The sequence below is a fragment of the Shinella pollutisoli genome (genome assembly GCF_024609765.1).
Classification (GTDB): domain Bacteria; phylum Pseudomonadota; class Alphaproteobacteria; order Rhizobiales; family Rhizobiaceae; genus Shinella; species Shinella pollutisoli.
Genome location: NZ_JANFDG010000015.1, coordinates 91,935 through 110,378 on the forward strand (window position 1 = coordinate 91,935; position 18,444 = coordinate 110,378).

17 protein-coding genes are annotated in these 18,444 nt (G+C 69.3%); 6 read left to right on the forward strand and 11 right to left on the reverse strand.

What is annotated here, in order from left to right:
- Positions 1 to 63: 63 nt before the first annotated feature.
- The 8 genes from NNZ72_RS13790 to NNZ72_RS13825 form a co-directional block, all read right to left on the reverse strand.
- Positions 64 to 1,359: a four-carbon acid sugar kinase family protein gene (locus tag NNZ72_RS13790; RefSeq protein WP_257315890.1), complete on the reverse strand. Its 1,296-nt coding sequence runs from the start codon at positions 1,357 to 1,359 to the stop codon at positions 64 to 66.
- On the reverse strand, positions 1,356 to 3,134 hold the full coding sequence (gene apnL / locus NNZ72_RS13795; RefSeq protein ID WP_257315891.1) for a D-apionate lactonase: 1,779 nt from the start codon (positions 3,132 to 3,134) through the stop codon (positions 1,356 to 1,358). Before apnL ends, NNZ72_RS13790 begins: the two co-directional genes overlap by 4 nt.
- Position 3,135: 1 nt before the next feature.
- Positions 3,136 to 4,170: a Gfo/Idh/MocA family protein gene (locus tag NNZ72_RS13800; RefSeq protein ID WP_257315892.1), complete on the reverse strand. Its 1,035-nt coding sequence runs from the start codon at positions 4,168 to 4,170 to the stop codon at positions 3,136 to 3,138.
- 11 nt (positions 4,171 to 4,181) lie between these two features.
- Positions 4,182 to 5,009, reverse strand: coding sequence for a phosphogluconate dehydrogenase C-terminal domain-containing protein (locus tag NNZ72_RS13805; RefSeq protein WP_257315893.1), 828 nt, complete (start codon positions 5,007 to 5,009; stop codon positions 4,182 to 4,184).
- Positions 5,010 to 5,047: 38 nt separating this feature from the next.
- On the reverse strand, positions 5,048 to 6,028 hold the full coding sequence (locus NNZ72_RS13810) for an ABC transporter permease (protein ID WP_257315894.1): 981 nt from the start codon (positions 6,026 to 6,028) through the stop codon (positions 5,048 to 5,050).
- Positions 6,025 to 7,545 (reverse strand): sugar ABC transporter ATP-binding protein, encoded by a 1,521-nt coding sequence (locus NNZ72_RS13815; protein ID WP_257315895.1) that lies wholly within the window; start codon positions 7,543 to 7,545, stop codon positions 6,025 to 6,027. Before NNZ72_RS13815 ends, NNZ72_RS13810 begins: the two co-directional genes overlap by 4 nt.
- A 9-nt stretch (positions 7,546 to 7,554) precedes the next feature.
- A complete protein-coding gene (locus tag NNZ72_RS13820; RefSeq protein ID WP_257315896.1) occupies positions 7,555 to 8,592 on the reverse strand; it encodes an ABC transporter permease in 1,038 nt (345 codons plus the stop codon).
- Positions 8,593 to 8,740: 148 nt separating this feature from the next.
- Positions 8,741 to 9,748, reverse strand: coding sequence for a sugar ABC transporter substrate-binding protein (locus tag NNZ72_RS13825; protein WP_257315897.1), 1,008 nt, complete (start codon positions 9,746 to 9,748; stop codon positions 8,741 to 8,743).
- Positions 9,749 to 9,942: 194 nt separating this feature from the next.
- Here NNZ72_RS13825 and nanR point away from each other — a divergent pair, with 194 nt between their 5' ends.
- The 5 genes from nanR to NNZ72_RS13850 all read left to right on the forward strand — a co-directional run bounded on the left by nanR (position 9,943) and on the right by NNZ72_RS13850 (position 15,265).
- A complete protein-coding gene (nanR, locus tag NNZ72_RS13830; protein ID WP_257315898.1) occupies positions 9,943 to 10,656 on the forward strand; it encodes a transcriptional regulator NanR in 714 nt (237 codons plus the stop codon).
- Positions 10,657 to 10,774: 118 nt separating this feature from the next.
- Complete coding sequence (locus tag NNZ72_RS13835; protein ID WP_257315899.1) at positions 10,775 to 12,055, forward strand: ribulose-bisphosphate carboxylase large subunit family protein; 1,281 nt, start codon at positions 10,775 to 10,777, stop codon at positions 12,053 to 12,055.
- A 64-nt stretch (positions 12,056 to 12,119) separates the two neighbouring features.
- On the forward strand, positions 12,120 to 12,965 hold the full coding sequence (locus tag NNZ72_RS13840; RefSeq protein ID WP_257315900.1) for a phosphogluconate dehydrogenase C-terminal domain-containing protein: 846 nt from the start codon (positions 12,120 to 12,122) through the stop codon (positions 12,963 to 12,965).
- 59 nt (positions 12,966 to 13,024) lie between these two features.
- Positions 13,025 to 13,813, forward strand: coding sequence for a sugar phosphate isomerase/epimerase family protein (locus NNZ72_RS13845; protein ID WP_257315901.1), 789 nt, complete (start codon positions 13,025 to 13,027; stop codon positions 13,811 to 13,813).
- 126 nt (positions 13,814 to 13,939) lie between these two features.
- Positions 13,940 to 15,265: a GGDEF domain-containing protein gene (locus NNZ72_RS13850; protein ID WP_257315902.1), complete on the forward strand. Its 1,326-nt coding sequence runs from the start codon at positions 13,940 to 13,942 to the stop codon at positions 15,263 to 15,265.
- A 22-nt stretch (positions 15,266 to 15,287) separates the two neighbouring features.
- On the opposite strand, the gene NNZ72_RS13855 is transcribed toward NNZ72_RS13850, so the two are convergent.
- Positions 15,288 to 15,761: an Rrf2 family transcriptional regulator gene (locus NNZ72_RS13855; RefSeq protein ID WP_257315903.1), complete on the reverse strand. Its 474-nt coding sequence runs from the start codon at positions 15,759 to 15,761 to the stop codon at positions 15,288 to 15,290.
- A gap of 128 nt (positions 15,762 to 15,889) precedes the next feature.
- Here NNZ72_RS13855 and NNZ72_RS13860 point away from each other — a divergent pair, with 128 nt between their 5' ends.
- Positions 15,890 to 16,804 (forward strand): NAD(P)/FAD-dependent oxidoreductase, encoded by a 915-nt coding sequence (locus NNZ72_RS13860; RefSeq protein WP_257315904.1) that lies wholly within the window; start codon positions 15,890 to 15,892, stop codon positions 16,802 to 16,804.
- 24 nt (positions 16,805 to 16,828) lie between these two features.
- Here NNZ72_RS13860 and NNZ72_RS13865 read toward each other — a convergent pair whose 3' ends face one another.
- Both NNZ72_RS13865 and yghU read right to left on the reverse strand, forming a co-directional pair.
- Positions 16,829 to 17,206, reverse strand: coding sequence for a hypothetical protein (locus NNZ72_RS13865; protein WP_257315905.1), 378 nt, complete (start codon positions 17,204 to 17,206; stop codon positions 16,829 to 16,831).
- 12 nt (positions 17,207 to 17,218) lie between these two features.
- Complete coding sequence (gene yghU, locus NNZ72_RS13870) at positions 17,219 to 18,133, reverse strand: glutathione-dependent disulfide-bond oxidoreductase (protein ID WP_257315906.1); 915 nt, start codon at positions 18,131 to 18,133, stop codon at positions 17,219 to 17,221.
- Positions 18,134 to 18,444 lie beyond the last annotated feature (311 nt).

Sequence of the window (18,444 nt, forward strand, 5' to 3'; positions counted from 1 at the left end):
GTCCGGCCCTCTTTCCCTCATGGAAATCGCAGCCGGGTCTCTGCTCAAGTTTCCTGCGGCGGATCAGATGTCGCGGACGATCGTGAAGTAGGCGTCGGTGCCCACCTGACCGCCCTTGAACGCGATTTCGAGTTCTTCTCCCTCCGTCTTCAGGAATGCGGTGCACAGCGGCGAGCCGGGGCAACCCGGCAGCGGCGCCAGCAATTCGAGTGCCGATATCGACAGTTCCTTGATGGCATGGCTCGACGTGTCGCCGCCAGCGACGACGACGCGCCCGAGGCCGTGGCGGCGGACGATCCCGGCGAGGATGCGGCCGAGCCCGCGGCCGATGGCGTGCCCGTCGATAGCGTCGGCCGCGTCGGCGCTGCCGAGCGCGGTGTAGAGGAGCGGGCTGCGGCCGGCGCCGAGTGCGGCGGCGGCCGCGTCGAGCGCCGCCCGGACCGCGGGCTCCGCCCCCTCAGCCAGGGCGGCCGGGTCGACGGGGATGCCCGCGAAGCCGTTTTCGAGCGCGTGGCGGATCTGCCGCGCGGTGGTCGGCGAGCAGCTGCCGGAGACGACGGCGATCGGCCCGCGGCCGCCCGGTCCCGGCACGGCCCGGACCTTGCCGCTGAGCGGCGTACCCGCGGCTTCCGCGACGAGCGCATATTCGACGCCGGAGGAGCCGGCGACGAAGCGGCAGTCCGATCGCAGCGACCAGAGGTGCCGGCCCGTCGCCGCCTTCGTCTCCTCGTCGAGCACGTCGAAGAGCAGGATGGCGTCCGCGTCCGCGCGCCGCGACAGCTCCTCCGGCGGCAGGCCGTTCTTGAGGCGCAGGAAGTCGACGAGGCCGATGGATTTTTCCGTCTGGCGCCCGAGGTGGATGCGCAGGTCCGCCTCGTCCATCGGCGTCACGGGATGGCGGCGCATCACCGGGTGCCGGTCGATCCGGAAGATGTCGGGGCCGAAATGGGCGAAGAGGTTGCCGAAGGCCGTGTAGCGCTGGAGCTCGGGCGCGCCGACGACGAGCGGCGTGCAGGCCTGCCCGAAGACGGCGGCGGCGATGTCGATGGCCCGGCCGATGCTGCCGACCGCGGGGCTGGAATCGAAGGTCGAGCAGACCTTGTAGTGGCAGAGTGCTGCGCCCGACTCCTTCATCCAGGCGAAGACCGGAGGCAGGTGCGCGTCCATCCAGGCGGGCGTCTCGCTGCGGCTGGTACCGGCGATGCCGACCGCCCTGCGGCCGGGGAAGCGGGCGGCCTCCTCGGCCGTCGGGATGCCGGTGAAGAGGATCGTCGGCGTGCCGCGGGTGGCGAGCGCCTCCATCACGTCGGTGGAGCCCGTCAGGTCGTCGCCGTAGTAGCAGAGCAGCAGCCCGGTCACGCGGCGCCTCCCCGGCGATGTTGCGCGATGCCGTAGGGGCCGAGCTCCAGCGTCGCGCCGTCGACGGCGACGCGGCGTGCGGCGGGCGTGATGTTGGCGACGAGGAGCGTATCGCCGCCGCCGAGCGCCAGCACCCGCGCCGGGTCGGAACTCTCGACGCCGAGGGCCTCGCTTCCGGCGAGCGCGGCGAGCCATTGCGCGGCCTTGAAGGCGGGAAGCCGCGTTCCGGCGTCGAGCAGGCCGAAGGGACCGGCGAGGCTGCCGAGCGACAGCACGTCGAGGGAGGCGCCGGCCGTGGCGGCGGCATAGCCGACCATCCAGGCGGCGGCGAAATCCGTCGCCTGACGCGGGTCGTCGGCCGTCATCGTCATCCGCCGGTTGTCGGGATTGGCGTTGAGCGACGCGCCGTAGGGATTGCCGCGCATGCCGATCGCCGACGGGCCGATGCGGTAGGGCATGTCGCCCGCGAAGGCGCGCACGGAGGCGGTGATGAAGGGCAGGGCCTCCAGCGTCTCCATGACGCTGCGGTCGTCGGCGGCATGCACCAGCGGCGAGGTCGTGTGGGTGATGAAATCCAGCATTCCGACGGGAGGGCGCTTGCGGTTGAGCTCGGTGAAATAGCTGAACATGCCGCCGCCGAGCGGCAGGTCGGGGAAGGCCGCCCGCGCTGCGGCATAGACCTCGGCGAGCGGCGGGCAGGCCGGCCAGGCGCTGCCGGGCGGCGTCGACTTCAGGTCCGGCGCCGGGCTGACGGCGATCGCGGAGAGGCGCAGATCCGCCGCGCGGACCATCCGGGCGGCCTCCTGCAGCTCGTCCGCCGGCAGGGCGCGGCAGGGCAGCACGTATTCCAGCGTCGCCTCGGCCGGATAGGCCGCAAGCAGCCGGGCGTAGCCTTCGAGGACGGCGCCGTCGTGGCCCGCGAGCGGATCGAAGGCGAGGATCAGATGCTGCGGCGCGACCGCCCGCAGCGCCTCGATATTGTCGAGCGTCTCCGCAAGCTCCTGCGGGCTGATGCCGAGGCCGAAGGCGGGCACGCGGCCGGCCGCGGGGCGGATCGAAAGGCGGATCGCCTCGTCCGGCCGCGCGGGTCTCGGGATCGTGTCCGGCTCGCCGCTGAGGAGGACGGTGACGGTCTGGCGGAGGGGCACGCCGCTTTCGAGCGTGTAGGGCCAGGGCAGGGCGAGCGGGCGGACATAGGTCTTGTAGGAGGCGTCCGACCAGTTGCGCTGGTCCTCCATCTCGAACGTGTCGCCCTCCATGCGGCAGAGCGCCGTCATGCCGGGGGCGATCGCGTGGGTGATGGCGCGGATGTCGAAGAACGGCTGGGCCGGCTCGATGGCGAGCGGGAAATGCGATTGCTCCAGGCTGCCGTCCGTGTGCTCGACCGTGACCGGCTGCCCGGCCACGCCGACGATCGGATGCAGCACGCAGAAGCCGCAGCGGTTGGTGCGGAAGTCGCCCTCGGGCACGGCCTCGGCGTCGAAGACGAGCTTTCCGCCGGCGCTGCCGGTGATGTGGACGTCGACGGCGAGGCGCGCGTCGCCGTCCGTGCATTCCGCCCGGTAGCGCACGGAGAAGTCGGCCTTCGTCTCCTCGACGGTCAGGCCGGAGATCTGAAGCGCGTGGTTGCCCCAGTTCGCGTCCCGCACGAGATAGGCGATGGCGCGGATCGCCTCGTTGCCATGCCAGCGCAGGGCGCGCAGGTTGCCGTCCTCCAGCTCGACGGAAAGCGGGCCGGCGGAAAGGATGCGGGCGGCGTGCACGGGCTGCTCCATCTCAGGCCTCCGGTCTGACGGTGGCGCCCGTGGCGGCGCTCTCGTAGGCCGCCTCCACGAGGGCGAAGGTCTTGAGGTTGTCGCGGCCGGAGGTCGCCGGCTCCGTTCCTGCCCGGAGGCTCTCGACCCAGTGCTTCTGGATCAGCAGCACGCTTTCCTGCACGTTGTGCCAGGGCCGGCTCGCCCAGGAGAGCAGCGGCGGGGAGAGGTCGCGCGTCTCGACGCGCCCGTCGCGGTCGCGGACGGTGAGCGCGTAGCCGGCGGCAAGGCGCAGCGACCCCTCGCTCGCGTCGACGGCGACGAGCGTCTGGGGAAAAAGCTCTTCCGGGAGCCGGCTCGCATAGCTGCAGTCGACCACGGAGGTGACGCCGTCCGTATGTCCCAGCAGCATGGTGGCGACGTCCTCGCCGGCAATGTCCGCCTTCACGCGGGCAAGCCGGGCCGTGAGGCTTTCGACGTCGCCGAACAGGAAGCGGGCGACGTCGAGGACGTGGACGCCGAGGTCCTCGACGATGAAGCGTTTGCCCCTGGCGAGATAGGGCTGGCCGGCATAGACGTCGAAGCCGGAGCGGAAGGAGACCTGCCCCCAGAACGGCCGGCCGATCCGCCCGCTCGCGAGGATGTCCCGCACGGCGACGAGCGGCGATTGCCAGCGGAAGTTCTCGTGCACCATCAGCGGGATGCCGGCCCTGTCGCAGGCGGCGACGATGGCGCGGGCGTCCTCGACGGTCGGGGCGAGCGGCTTCTGGCAGATCACCGGCACCTTGCGTGCCGCCGCCAGCTCCACGAGGGCGCGGTGGCTCGGCGCGGTGGTGCAGATGTCGACGAAGTCGAGGCTCTCCTTCGCCAGCATCTCCGCGGCATCGCGATAGGTGCGGGCGATGCCGAAGGCGGCGGCGACCTCGGCAAGCCGTTCGGCATTGGTGTCGCAGAGCGCGACGATCCGCGCCGTGCCGTCGCCTGCGGCGATATCGCGCCAGGCGTTCAGGTGGTTGGTCGCGAAGAAACCGCAACCGATGAGGGCTCCCTGCAGCATGCCGTCCGTCCTCACGTGATCCGCCGGATGCTCTCGGCGAGCTCCTGGTCGTCGAAGATGCGCTTCCAGTCGTCCTTCATCAGCACGGGGATGCCGAACTCGATCGCCTTGTTGCAGGCGTCGGAGAAGACGCCGGGCGTCTCCTCGAAGATCACCGCGCCGAGCACGTTCATGTGGCCGAGCAGGAAGTCGCGCGCAGCCTCCTTCGGCACGCCGCGCTCCACGCACTCGTCCATCGCCTGGCGCATGACGACGAGCAGGCTGGCGCAGAGCGTTTCCGACAGGCCCGGCTCCAGCATCGCCATCTGCTCGACGGTGATGCGGTGCGAGCGCATGACCGGGGCCCAGATCGTGCGGGCGATCTCCTCGCCGAGCGCATAGGCCTCCTCCGGCCCCTGCATCAGCGCCGAGACGATGTGCTGCTTGGCCGCGACACCGCCGAAGAAGTCGCGCTTGGCGACGGGATCGGTCTCGTCGTTGAAGATCGGCGGATGGCAGGGATGGGTGACGAAATAGGTGAGGTCGCCGCGTTCCGGCAGATGGCCGGCGAAGGGGGCGGCGGCGTCGAGGATGACGAGCATGGTGCCGGGCTTCAGCCTGTCGACGATGCCGGTCGCGACCTTGCCGATGGCGGTATCCGGCACGGCGAGGATGACGACGTCGGCGCCGTCGAGGGCAGCCTCCGCCGGCACCGCGGAAAGGCCGAGCTCGTCGCGCAGACGGGCCTTGCCCGCCTCGCTCACCTCGACATGGCGGACGTCGAAGCGCGAGCCCTTGAGGTTCTTCGCGAGCCGGCAGCCCATCTTGCCGCCGGCGCCGAACAGGGCGATCGTTGTCATGGCTGGTGTTTCCTTCCGATAGGGTTCATGGCCGGGCCTCACTCGCCCGTCAGCGGGCGGATGGTGCGGCGCTCCAGCTTCTCGATGATGCGCGTGCGCAGCCCGTCGATGGCCACCGCGATGAAGATGATGGCGGCCGTCACCAGCGGATAGATGTACGGGTCGGCATTGATGATGTTCAGCCCGTTCTGCACCGTCTTGATGAGGATCGCCCCGAACACCGTGCCGACGACGCTGCCGCGGCCGCCGAACAGCGACACGCCGCCGAGCACGGCCGCGGCGATCGCCGAGAACTCGATCTGGTCGCCGTATTTCGGGCCGACCGCGCCGATCTGCGTGATCGACACGAAGCCGCCGATGCCCGCGCAGAGGCCGGCGATGACGAAGCAGAGGAAGACGATGCGGCGGACCGGAAGGCCGGCCTTGCGCGCGGCTTCCGGATCGCCGCCGACCGCGTAGACCTGCCGGCCGAACGGCGTCTGGTGCAGGACCAGCCAGGCGACCGCGAAGACGGCGGCGAAGGCGACGATGGCGGAGGGGACGCCGAGCACATGGGCGCGGTTGAGGTCGGTGATCGGGTCCGGGAACATCAGCGTGCGGGTGTTGGAGAGCCACATGGCGATGCCGCGCAGGATGAAGAGCGTCGCCAGCGTGACGATGAAGGAGGCGACGCCGAGCCGCGTGACGACGCCGCCGTTGACGGCGCCGATCGCGGCCGCCATCGCCATCACCGCGATGAGGCCGAGCGGCCACGGGATGCCGGTGAGGTAGATCGCCAGGATGCTCGCCGTCAGGTACATGCTCGCCCCGACCGACAGGTCGATCTGGCCGGTGAGCAGCACGAAGGTCATGCCGATCGCGAGGATCGCGATGGGCGCGGCCTGGATGACGATGTTGCGGAAGTTCGCGACGGCGAGGAAGCGGTCGGAGACGAGCCCGAACAGGATCAGCAGCACGACGAAGAGCACGTAGGGCGCGTTCTGCAGCAGAAGCAGGACGAGGCGGTTGCCGGTTTTCATGCGCGCATCTCCGTTGCGCCGGCAAGGCCGGTCGCGGCTGTCATGATGGCCTCGCGGTCGAAGTCGCCGCGCGCGAAGCTGCCGGTCAGCTCGCCGCGGCTGATGGTGAGGATGCGGTCCGACAGGCCGATCAGCTCCTCGATCTCCGAGGAGATGAGCAGCACGGCGCTGCCGGCCTCCACCAGGCCGTTGACGATGCGGTAGACCTCCTGCTTGGCGCCGACGTCGATGCCGCGCGTCGGCTCGTCGAGGATGAAGAGGCGCGGGCGGCGGCGCAGCCACTTGCCGATGACGACCTTCTGCTGGTTGCCGCCCGAAAGATGCTTGACCAGCGTGTCGTCGACCTTCGTCGTCGAAAGGTGCATGGCGCGGCCCATGTCGGCCGCGACGGCGCTGATCCGGCCGCGGTCGATCAGCCCGAGCGCGCCGGCGACCGTCGGCAGCGAGGCGAGCACCATGTTCTCGGCGATGGTGAAATCCATGATCAGGCCCTCGCCGCGGCGGTCCTCGGTCAGGAAGGCGACGCCTGCGGCCATCGCCGTCGCCGGCGTCGGATCGACGAGCGGTTTGCCGTCGATGCGGATCTCCCCGCGCGCGAAGCGGTCGAGGCCGAACAGCATGCGGGCGAGCTCCGAGCGGCCGGAGCCCATCAGGCCGGCAAGGCCGACGACCTCGCCGGCGCGGATCTCGAAGCCGATGTCCTTCGCGACGCCCGGCTGGCTCAGCCCCGAGACGGAGAGGACGACGTCGTCCTTGGGCTTTACCGACCGTTCGGGATAGATGGCGTCGATCGACCGGCCGACCATCAGCGCGATGATGCGCTGCACGTCGATCTCGCCCCGTGCGGCGCTGCCGGCGACGTGGCCGTCGCGCAGCACGGTGATGTCGTCGCAGACGGCCATCACGTCCTCCAGCGCGTGGCTGATGTAGATGATGCCGATGCCGCGGGCTTTCAGCCGGGCGATGATGGCGAAGAGGCGCTCGACCTCCGGGCGCGTCAGCGAGGTGGTCGGCTCGTCGAAGATGATGAGCCGCGCGTTGCGCGACAGCGCCTTGGCGATCTCGACCAGCTGCCGCTCGCCCTGGCTGAGCTTGGAGACCGGGGTCGAGGGGCGGTGCGGGAGATCGACCTGGGAGAGGAGTTCCTCGGTCTGGCGGCGGATGCGGGCGCGGTTGATGAAGGGCAGGACGCCTCGGTGCGGGAAGCTGTCGATGAAGAGGTTCTCCTCGATCGTCAGGTTCGGGAAGAGGTTGAGCTCCTGGTGGATGAAGGCGATGCCGGCGGCCGTCGCCTCCTTCGGACTGGCGGGCGCATAGGGCACGCCGTCGAGCCGCATGCTGCCGGCGCTCGGCTGGTGGATGCCGCCGAGGATGTTCATGCTGGTCGACTTGCCGGAGCCGTTCTCGCCGACGAGCCCGAGCGCCTTGCCCTTCTCGACCGAGAAGCCGACGCCGTGCAGCACGGTGACGCCGAAGAAGGATTTGGTGAGGCCCTCGACCTCGAGAAGCGTTGCCATTCGTCCCTCCTACCGGTTGACGAGCAGGTGGTGGCGGAAGGTGTCGACCGTCGCCGCGAGCAGGATGACGCCGCCCTTGATGATGTAGATCATGAACAGCGAGGAGCCGAGCAGCTTCATCGACGTGTCGATCAGGAGCAGGAAGAGCACGCCGAACACGGTCCAGACGATCTTGCCCTTGCCGCCGAAGAGGCTGGTGCCGCCGATGACGACGGCGCCGATCACGTCGAGCAGGATGTTCTCGCCGGCGATCGGCGAGCCGGTCTGCATGCGCGAGGCATACATCATCGCCGCGACGGAGGCGCAGGCGCCGCTGATCAGGAAGGTCAGCATGATCGTGCGGCCGACCGGCACGCCGGAGATGCGCGCGGCGGCGGGGTTGGCGCCGACCGCATAGACCCAGCGGCCGAACTGCGTGCGCGACAGCAGGACATGCGCCGCAACGCCGATGGCGAAGGCGAGCGCCACCGTATAGGGCACGCCGAGCACCGAGCCGGTGGCGAAGGCGGTGAAGCTCGCCGGAAGGTCGGCGATCGACGACGAGGTGGAATGGAACGTCACGTACCAGATCGCCAGCCCCGCGAAGAACATGCGCGTGGCGAGCGTGACGATGAAGGACGGCATGTTGAGCCTGACGACGGAGAGCCCGTTGATCGCGCCCACCGCCACGCCGACGGCGAGCATCGCCAGGATCGCCGCGGGAACGGCGACGGCCGAGCCGGAGAGATAGCCGTTCGTGCCCGTCATCACCGAGGCGCCGACGACGGCGGCCATGGAGATGATCGCGGTGATGGAGAGGTCGATGCCGGCGATGATCAGCACGAAGGTCTGGCCGATCGCCACGACCAGCAGCGGCATCATGTCGCCGAGGATGTTGGAGGCGACCTGCCAGGTGAGGATCTCGGGCACGAAGGGATAGATCGCCGCGACGTAGACGACGCAGAGGACGAGGACGAAATATTCGGACAGCAGGAGCTTCGCAAGCCGCAGGGCCCTCGGCCTGTCGGCCGGGGCGGCGGGCGTGTCCGTTGACGCTGAAGGTGACATTGCGACCTCGTTGTCGGTCTCGTAAGGCGCCCGGGATGCGCCCGTCGCCCGCCTCGGGCCGAGGAGGGGAGCGGGCCGCATCGCCCGGGAGGATTGTCCCGGCGGAAGGCATCGCTCCTTCCGTCCGGGTTTTCGCGGGCGGGCGGGATCAGCCCGGGTTCTTCTCCTTCCAGAGGACGTAGCCCCACATTTCGGGCGCCTTCTCCTCCATGTTCGCCTGGGTGATGGCGAAGCCCGGATCGAGCAGCAGGCGGTCGACCTCCTTGCCCTCCTGCAGGTCGAGGATCGCCTGGATGGCGAGCTCGGTCTCGTAGAAGAGGTTCTGCACGCCGCAGGCATCCATGTAGCCGTCCTTCATCAGCGCGTAGGCGTCCGGGAAGCCGTCGAAGCCGGTGAAGATGACGTGGCCGTCCTCGCCGACCTTGTGCCACTTGTCCGCCGACTTCAGCGCCTGCTGGATCTGCGGGATCAGGAAGTCGGAGGAGGTGAAGAGGAACGAGATGTCCGGGTTGGCCTGCAGCGCGTTGGTGAGGCCCGCAAACGCGGTGTCGGCGTTCCATTCGGTCGGGATCTTGGCAACCACCTCGATCGTGTCGGCGAACTGCGCGACCGCCTCCTCGAAGCCGTCGCGGCGCTGGATGGCGTTCGGGTCGCCGAGGTCGCCGATCAGGATCGCGGCCTTGTGCTTCTTGCCGGACTGCTTGGCCACCTCGCAGGCATAGGTCACGGCGTCGCGGGCGATCTTCTGGTTGTCGGCCTGGATGGCGACGGAGAAGGCGTCGGTCTTGGCCGGCGGGCGGTTGAAATGCACCATCGGGATCTTGGCGTCGTTTGCCGCCTTGATCGCCGGGATGACCGCATTGGAGTCCGTCTGGACGATGATGATGCCGTCGACCTTGCGGGCGATGGCGGCGCGGACCTGCTCGAACTGCTTGTTGTCGTCCTGGTCCGAGATCGCCTCCATGATCTCGAAGCCGCGCTTCTTCAGGTCCTCGCGGATGATCTGGATGCCGGCGACCCAGAATTCCGAATAGAGGCCGTCGAAGAGGACGGCGATCGTCTTGGTGCCCTGCGCGCGCACGGCGAGCGTCATGCCGCTCGTCGCCGCGAGCCCCGCCAGGGTGGCCACGGTGAATTCTCGTCTTGTCAGTGCCATTGCGTTCTCCTCCCAGGGAAACTCTTCCGGACGGCGTCCCGCCGCCCGCCGACCGGACCCTCCTGCCTGTCGGATGCGGCTGGACGTTAGGTCATCATATAAGTAATGTCAATCGCACTTCGCACCTGTTTGCCGCGGCGTTTCTGATTGCTATGAAGAGAGCCGCGACGGTCGCGCCGCCTTTGGAGAGTGGAATGGAGCCTGTTCAGAAAAAGAAGCTTTACGTCGAGGTGCTCGACAGGCTGATGGACGCCATCTCGACGTCCGAGTTCCCGCCCGGCTCGCAGCTTCCCTCGGAGAAGGAGCTGATGAACATGATCGGCGTCGGCCGCCCGTCGATCCGCGAGGCCATGCTGGCCCTGCAGCAGATGGGGCTGATCAAGATCTCGCACGGCGAGCGCGCCCGGGTGATCAACCCGACGCCGGACGTCATCGTCGACCAGATCTCGGCGGCGATGATCATGATGCTGGCGACGAACCCGCGCGGCTTGCAGGAGCTGAAGGAGGTGCGCCTGCTGCTCGAGACCGGCCTCGTGCGCGTGGCGACGCGGCGGGCGACGGCGCGCGACCTGGAGCGCCTCGCCGAATCGATCCGCCAGCTCCAGGAGGCGCGCGGCGACCAGACGAAGTTCGTCGCGGTGGACATGCAGTTCCACGCCATCATCGCCGAGATGAGCGGCAACTCGATGATCGCCGCCGTGTCGAAGGGCATGCTCGACTGGCTCTCGCGCTTCAAGCGCGACCTCGTCGCGCTGAAGGGCGCGGAACGGCTGACCATCGAGGAGCACGAGCGCATCTACAAGGCGATCGCCGCCGGCGACGCGGAGGCGGCCGCGACGGCCATGGCCGAGCATATCGACCGGGCGAACGAGCTCTATTCCAAGCTGAAGACCAGCTCCCAGGGCTGATGGGGCGCCTTGCATTTAAGGCGAGGGAAATATTTGTCCGTTTCAAACTCATATGATGACATGAACTCTTTTTGGTGCTAATTGCTCCTCCATCGTAAGGTCAGTGCCAGGAAGTGCCGTGCAATCCCGAATCGTCGCCACCTATCTCGTCGAGACGCGCTATCCGCTGGAGGCCGCCGCCGCGGCCATGGCCGGCGAGCAGTCGAGCGGCACGTTCCGCCCCGTCCCGGGCGAGACGCCCGAGCTTCTGAGCCGCTATGGGGCGCGGGTCGAGGCGATCGAGGACCTGGGCGAGGCGGACGCGCAGGCGCTGCCGTTCTCGCGGCCGCCCTTGGGCGATCCGTCCGCCCGGCCGCGGCGCGCCCGCGTCACGCTCTCCTGGAACCTCGACAACACGGGGACGATCCTCTCCTCGGTCTGGTCGACGGTGCTCGGCAATCTCTTCGAGCTCCATCACTTCTCGGCGATGAAGCTCGTCGACCTCGTCCTGCCGGATGCCTTCGCCGACGCCTATCCGGGTCCGGCCTTCGGCGTCGAGGGCACGCGCCGGCTGGTGGGCGTCTCTGGGCGGCCCGTCATCGGCACGATCATCAAGCCGAGCGTCGGGCTGACGGTCGAGGCGACGGCGGAGCTCGCCGACACGCTGATTTCGGCGGGGCTCGACTTCATCAAGGACGACGAGCTGATGGGCGATCCGCCGCATTCGCCCTTCGCCGCCCGCTTCGGCGCGGTGATGGACGTGATCGACCGCCACGCCGACCGGACCGGGCGCAAGGCCATGTTCGCCGCCAACATCTCCGGCGACATCGACCAGATGCGCCGCCGGCTCGACCTGATCGAAAAGCGCGGCGGCACCTGCGCCATGCTCGTGCTCAATTCGGTCGGCCTGCCGGGCGTGGCGGAGGTGCGGCGCCATTCCTCGGTCGCCATCCACGGGCACCGGGCGGGCTGGGGCCTCTTCAGCCGCTCGCCCGACCTCGGCGTCAGCTACACCGCCTACCAGAAGTTCTGGCGCGTGGCGGGCGTCGACCACATGCATGTCAACGGCCTGTCGAACAAGTTCTGCGAGCCGGACGAATCGGTCGTCGCCTCGGCGCGCGAGTGTTTGACGCCGATGTTCTCGCGTCCCGACCGGCCGGACACGGTGATGCCGGTCTTCTCCTCGGGTCAGTCGGCCGTGCAGGCGGAGGCGACCCATGCGGCGCTCGGCTCCTGCGACCTGATCTATTGCTGCGGCGGCGGCATCATGGCGCATCCGGGCGGCGTCGCCGCCGGCGTGCGCAGCCTCCGCGAGGCCTGGGAGGCGGCGGCCGCCGGCATCCCGGCCCGGGACCACGCCGCCACCCACCCCGACCTCAAGGCCGCGCTCGAGACGTTCGGCCGCGGCGCGGGCCGATGAAAGTTCACGCGACAACCCGGCTCGGGCACGCTTCGCCGGCCGGTCCAACAGGGAGAGAGACACGATGACGACTTCGGTGGCACTGCTCGGCGCGGGAGGGAAGATGGGCTTCCGCGTCACCCGCAAACTGATCGACGCGGGCTACGACGTCCGCGCGGTCGAGATCGGCGAGGCCGGCCGCGCGCGGCTCGCGGAGGCCGGCATCAAGGCCGTCTCCATGGAGGAGGGCATCCCCGGTGCAGAGGTCGTCGTCATGGCGCTGCCCGACAACGTGATCGGCAAGGTCGCGCGGCAGATCTCGCCGATGCTGCCCTCCGGCGCGATGCTGCTCATCCTCGATGCCGCCGCCCCCTATGCCGACGACCTGCCGAAGGACCGTCCGGACCTCACCTATTTCGTCGGCCATCCGTGCCATCCGCCGCTGTTCAACGACGAGACCGAGTGGGACGCCCGCCGCGACTATCACGGCGGCATCGCCAAGCAGTCGATCGTCTGCGCGCTGATGCAGGGGCCGGAGGAGCACTACGCGCTCGGCGAGGAGATCTGCAAGGCGATGTGGTCGCCGATCATCAACAGCTACCGCGTCAGCGTCGAGCAGCTGGCGATCCTGGAGCCCGGCCTGTCGGAGATGGTCGCCATGCCCTTCGTCGACACGATGGTGGAGGCGGTCGAGGAGTGCGAGAAGAAATACGGCATTCCCCGGCAGGCGGCGCTGGATTTCCTGATCGGTCACCTCAATGTCGAGATCGCCATGTGGTTCGGCTATTCGCCGAAGGTGCCCTCCGACGCGGCGCTGCGGCTGATGCGCTTCGCCAAGGGGGTCGTCGTCAAGGACGACTGGCGCGAGGCGCTTTCGCCGGCGAAGGTCAAGGAGGCCTCCGAGCTCATCGTCCACGGCAAGGGGGCCTGATCCTGTCCGCGTCCCCGCGCATCGTCTCGGTCTCGACGGCGCTCTTCGACGGCTATTCCATGGCGGAGGCCGTCGAGGAGATCGCCCGTGCCGGCGGCCGCCATGTCGAGCCGGCCTTCATCAAGGGCTATGTCGATTTCGACGAGGACGCCTTCTCGGCCGCCGCGGCGCGGCGCCTCCACCGCCTCGTCGCGGGCAGGGGGCTTTCCGTCCATGCGGTCTCCGCGCATCTCGACCTGTCGCGGCCGGGCGCGGCCGAGGATTTGATCCGGCGGATCGGCTTCGCCGCCGACCTCGGCGCCGCCTTCCTGATCACCAATTCCGGACCCGCCGGGGAGCGGGACGCAATCCGCGCGACGATAGAGGCGGCCCTTCCGAGGCTGGACGCGGCCGGGCTCACGCTCGCCCTCGAAAACCCGGGCCACGGCAGCGGCAACCTCACCGGCACGGTCGCTGCGGCCGCCGCGTTCCTGCGCGCCGTCGGATCGCCGCGCGTGCGGCTCAACCACGACACGGGCAATGTCTTCACCTACAGCGGCGAACGGTGCCAGCCGGCGGAGGACTACGCCGCTGCGCCCGACATCGTCGCGCATGCGCATCTGAAGGACGTGCGCTCCGCGGGCGGCGACTGGGTGTTCTGCGCGCTCGGGGCCGGCGACGTCGCGTTTTCCGACTACTGGAAGGCCGTTCCCGCCGGCCTGCCGGTGAGCATCGAGCTGCCGCTGCGCCTCGACCGCCCGGGACGGGCGGACCCGCGCCGGCGGCCGGAACCCCTCTCCATCGAGGCGATCCGGCACGATCTTTCGGCATCGATCGGCTATATCGAGAGGCTGGAAGCGGCCCGATAGGCTCTGCGCCGGCGGCCGGAAGTCCGATCAAACTTGTTTTCCGAATAAACCAAATCCTTACGTCGTCGTCGTAACCTCGTCCGAATGGAGTGATCAGGCCCTTCCCTCGGAGCGAGTACCGGATGCATGAGCAGACCTGAAGCCACAGCCCCGATCCCCGCTTCGCCGGGCGATGCAGCCCCCGAGGGGACCGTTCCCGGCCGTTCCCGCCAGGAACTGGATTTCTGGATGAACTGCGTCGGCGCGCCGCTCGTGCTCATGGAAAAGCAGACCCTGACGGTGCGCTACGCCAACCGGAACGCCGCGATCCTGTTCGGCGTCGGCGTGGAAGGCTTCGGCCGGTGTTCGGTGGAGGAGCTCGTCGGCAGGGAAGCGGCCCAGATGCTGGGCCAGATCTGGAACGTCGCGCCGGTCGGCGTGCCGGGCGAGCCTTTCCTCGTCCACGCGATCGTGCAGGGCCAGGAGCGCGTGCTCATGGTGCAGGTCACCCGCCTTGCGATCGAGGACGAGGTGCTGCGCCTGTTCACCTTCATGGACGCGCCGCCGCAGGGATCGGTCACGCTCGCAGGCTGGCAGGAGAACGTGCTGTCGCTGCTCAACTGGCTGCCGTTCGGCTTCGAGATCGCGAGCGCCGACGACCAGATCCAGTTCGCCAATTCGACCTTCAAGGACATGTTCGGCTATTCGCAGGACGATATCGCCGATATCGACGACTGGTGGCGGCTCGTCTATCCGGACCCCGCCTACCGCGAGTTCGCCCGTTCGCTGTGGTACACGTCGATCGCGGCGGCGCGCGCCGAGGACCGCGAGATGACGCCGTTCGATCTCGACGTGACGACGGCGAGCGGCGCGCTGCGGACGATCCAGTTCCGCCACCGCACCATCGGCAACTTCAACGTCAACCTCTATATCGACGTGACGCGCGAGCGCGCCTATGCGCGGGAGCTCAAGATCCTCGCCGACACCGACCCCCTGACGGGGGCGATGAACCGGCGCCGCTTCTTCGAGGAGGCCGACCGGCTGCATGCGGAAGACGACGGCAGGACGGCGCCGGTCGCCTTCCTCATGCTGGACATGGACCATTTCAAGACCATCAACGACCGCTACGGCCACGGCGTGGGCGACCTCGTGCTCATCGAGTTCACCCGGCGCTGCCGCGCGGTGCTCGATGCGCAGGACTGCTTCGGCCGGATGGGCGGCGAGGAGTTCGCCGTCGTCCTGAAAAGGCCCCGCCATCAGGCCGTGCTGGAGGTCGCGGAGCGGATCCGCAGCGCCGTGAGCGTGCGGCCCTTCCTCGTCGATTCGTCCGCCCTGCCGGTCTCGGTCAGCGTGGGCGGCGCGATCTGCACGCCCGGGGAGAGCGTCGGCTCGGCGATCTCGCGCGCGGACAACGCCCTCTACGACGCGAAGAAGGCCGGGCGCGACCGCGTGATCGTCGACGGCCATCGATAGGGGTTCCGCCGGGCCTGCGGCGTCAGGCGGTGCCGCTTGCGCACCTGCCGCCGGGGCCGTTCCTGACCCGATGCGCGGCGAAGCGCCGCTCGAAGTCGTCGGCCAGATCGGCCACCGTGATCGTCTCGAAACGCGCCATCAGCAGGGCTTCGGCTTCGGCGAGCGTCTGCGCCATGCGCGCGTCGACCGCCTGCTCGACCAGGCATTCGGGATGGTCCGCATGCGGGCCGATGCTGAACAGGGCGGGCTCGCCGATGGCGCGGTAGACGTCCAGCAGCGTGATGGCGTCGAGGCCGCGGGAAAGCTCCCATCCGCCGCCATGCCCCTTTTCCGACGTGACGAAACCGCGGTCGCGCAGGCCCGCCATCATCCGGCGCACGACTACCGGGTTGGTGTCGAGCATCCTGGCGATCTCCTCCGACGTCGCGCGTTTCACGTGCCGGTCCATGTGGATCAGCACGTGCAGCATGCGCGACATCCGGCTGTCTCTCGGCATCCTGTCTGTCCTTTTTCCGCTGCCTGCGGGTGTAGCATGCATCGGGTCACGTAACAATCCGAGTTTTCTGAGTTGACGGCGATCGCTCAATAACGTAACTCGTATAGTTACGAAAGGAGCGACGAACCATGACCCATGATGTTGTTATCGTCGGCGGCAGCTTCGCCGGACAGGCGGCGGCCCTTCAGCTCGCCCGGGCGCGGCGGCGCGTGCTGCTGATCGACGCGAAGAGGCCGCGCAACCGCTTCGCCCGGCATTCGCACGGGTTTCTCGGCCAGGACGGCGAGGCGCCGGGGGCGATCATCGCGGCGGCCGGCCGGCAGCTTGCGACCTATCCGACGGTGGAGGTGCGGGAGGGGACCGTGGTCGACGCGTCGGCCGTTGCCGGGGGATTCCGCGTCGTGCTGGCGGACGGCACGCGGGAGACGGGCAGGCGGCTGATCCTCGCCATCGGCCTGCGCGACACGCTGCCCGACCTGCCGGGTGCGGAGGAGCGCTGGGGCGTCAGCCTTCTCCATTGCCCTTATTGCCACGGCTACGAGCTGGACCGGCAGCCGGTCGGGGTCCTCGCCGGCGGGCCGATGGCCTTCCATCAGGCGATGCTGGTGCCCGACTGGGGGCCGACGACGCTGTTCACGCAGGGCGCGTTCGAGCCGACGCCGGAGCAGCGCTCGGCACTCGCCGCGCGCGGAGTGACGATCGAGCCTTCGCCCGTCGTCGCGCTGCTCGGGGATGCGCCGGCGCTTGCGGGCGTGCGGCTTGCCGACGGCCGGACGATCGCGGTCGCCGGCCTGTTCCTGGCGCCGAGGACCGCCCCGGCGTCGGACCTGGCCGAACGGCTCGGCTGCGCCTTCGAGGAGGGGCCGACCGGCCCCCTCATCCGCGCCGACGGACGGGGCAGGACCTCCGTGCCCGGCGTGTTCGCCGCCGGCGATGCGGCGAGCCCGATGGCGAACGCGACGCTCGCCGCCGCCGCGGGCGTGCTCGCCGCGGGCAGTGCGCATCACTCGCTGATCTTCGGCATCGAGCCGGAGCGGGCGTGATCGCCGCCGCCGGCGGGCGTGCCGTCACACCTCGAACACGTCCTCGAACGCTTCCGGGAAATTCTGCCGGGCGACCCGCTCGTCGATGACGAGCAGGGCACCGTAGGACAGCGGGTCGAAGTCCTTTTCGGCCGGCACGACCTCGCGGCCGAAAAGGAGGTTGAGGCGGGCGGCGTCGAGATTGCCGCGCTCGAACGGCTCGGCGCCGAAATGGTGCCAGAGGGCGTGCAGGAACGCGGCGTCGATGCGGTGCTCCGCCGTGCCCGGCCGCGCCCGGCGCGGCAGCGCCTTGATCGGCGTCACGCCGCGCGGGTTGGCGCGGCGGATGGTGAACTGGACGCCCGTGCCCGGCATGCCGGAGGGAAAGCCGCGGTGCTTCGTCATGTCGGGCAGGTTTGCCATGCGGGACCTTCCTTACGGCGTGCCGGCCTGGCCGATCCTGTCCTGCGTCCTCGTCTCGAAGTCCGAGGCGTCGTGCCGCTCGTGCAGCTGCTCGGACGGATCGCCGCTCAGGCGGTTGACCATGCGGCCGCGCCTGACGGCGGGGCGGGCGGCGATCTCGGCCGTCCAGCGCTGGACATTGGCGTAGGTCTGCACCTCCAGGAAGGTGCCGGCGTCGCCGTACTGCTTGTTCTGGGCGAGGCTGCCGTACCAGGGCCAGATCGCCATGTCGGCGATCGTGTAGTCGGCGCCGGCCATGAAGCGGTTGTCCGCCAGATGGCGGTCGAGCACGTCGAGCTGGCGCTTCACCTCCATGGCGTAGCGGTCGATGGCGTATTTGATGTGCATCGGCGCATAGGCGTAGAAATGGCCGAAGCCGCCGCCGAGGAAGGGCGCGGAGCCCATCTGCCAGAACAGCCAGTTGAAGGTTTCTGTGCGGGCGCGCAGGTCGACCGGCAGGAACGCGCCGAACTTCTCGGCGAGATAGAGCAGGATGGAGGCGGATTCGAAGACGCGCACCGGCGCGCCGCCGCCCTTTGGCGCATGGTCCATGAGCGCCGGGATCTTGGAGTTCGGATTGACCGCGACGAAGCCGGAGCCGAACTGGTCGCCATCGCCGATGCGGATCGGCCAGGCATCGTATTCGGCGTCCGAATGGCCGGCGGCCAGGAGCTCCTCCAGCATGATCGTCACCTTCACGCCGTTGGGCGTGGCGAGCGAATAGAGCTGCAGCGGATGCCGGCCGACCGGCAGGTCCTTGTCGTGAGTCGGGCCGGCGATAGGGCGGTTGATGCTGGCGAAGGCGCCGCCGTTGCCTTTCTCCCAGGTCCAGACCTTCGGGAGTTCGTAGCCGGCGGGGAAATTGTCGGCGGGGGATTTCTCGGTCATGAATGGCATCCTTGTCGTCGAAGAGCATGTCCAGCTGCTTCGCGCAGTTCTATACTCTCCCGGGGCAGCCTTCCAGACCGCGTTCGCCGTGCGGTCCGCAGCGGGAAAGGCGGCACCGCCGCAAGCGCGCCGACGCCCGTCCGGCGCGCAGAGGGCGTGGCCCCGCGGGTCCGGACGGAGGCGGGCGTGGTCGCCGATGCCGGCAAGAGGGCGGCACGCCGCCGGGGAGGGCCGGGCGGGTTCCCGTCCGAGCCGGGCCCGGCGACGTCGTGCACGTCCTGCTTCACCCGCACCTCCTCCTGGCGTCGGGC

Coding starts and splice junctions, on each gene's coding strand:
- NNZ72_RS13800 (WP_257315892.1), bottom strand. CDS start 4,170: ATGCTGCAGGGAGCCCTCATCGGTTGCGGTTTCTTCGCGACCAACCAC.
- NNZ72_RS13845 (WP_257315901.1), top strand. CDS start 13,025: ATGGCGGAGGCCGTCGAGGAGATCGCCCGTGCCGGCGGCCGCCATGTC.
- NNZ72_RS13855 (WP_257315903.1), bottom strand. CDS start 15,761: ATGCCGAGAGACAGCCGGATGTCGCGCATGCTGCACGTGCTGATCCAC.
- NNZ72_RS13865 (WP_257315905.1), bottom strand. CDS start 17,206: ATGGCAAACCTGCCCGACATGACGAAGCACCGCGGCTTTCCCTCCGGC.
- NNZ72_RS13820 (WP_257315896.1), bottom strand. CDS start 8,592: ATGTCACCTTCAGCGTCAACGGACACGCCCGCCGCCCCGGCCGACAGG.
- NNZ72_RS13860 (WP_257315904.1), top strand. CDS start 15,890: ATGACCCATGATGTTGTTATCGTCGGCGGCAGCTTCGCCGGACAGGCG.
- NNZ72_RS13810 (WP_257315894.1), bottom strand. CDS start 6,028: ATGAAAACCGGCAACCGCCTCGTCCTGCTTCTGCTGCAGAACGCGCCC.
- NNZ72_RS13805 (WP_257315893.1), bottom strand. CDS start 5,009: ATGACAACGATCGCCCTGTTCGGCGCCGGCGGCAAGATGGGCTGCCGG.
- NNZ72_RS13825 (WP_257315897.1), bottom strand. CDS start 9,748: ATGGCACTGACAAGACGAGAATTCACCGTGGCCACCCTGGCGGGGCTC.
- NNZ72_RS13850 (WP_257315902.1), top strand. CDS start 13,940: ATGAGCAGACCTGAAGCCACAGCCCCGATCCCCGCTTCGCCGGGCGAT.
- yghU (WP_257315906.1), bottom strand. CDS start 18,133: ATGACCGAGAAATCCCCCGCCGACAATTTCCCCGCCGGCTACGAACTC.
- NNZ72_RS13815 (WP_257315895.1), bottom strand. CDS start 7,545: ATGGCAACGCTTCTCGAGGTCGAGGGCCTCACCAAATCCTTCTTCGGC.
- nanR (WP_257315898.1), top strand. CDS start 9,943: ATGGAGCCTGTTCAGAAAAAGAAGCTTTACGTCGAGGTGCTCGACAGG.
- NNZ72_RS13840 (WP_257315900.1), top strand. CDS start 12,120: ATGACGACTTCGGTGGCACTGCTCGGCGCGGGAGGGAAGATGGGCTTC.
- apnL (WP_257315891.1), bottom strand. CDS start 3,134: ATGGAGCAGCCCGTGCACGCCGCCCGCATCCTTTCCGCCGGCCCGCTT.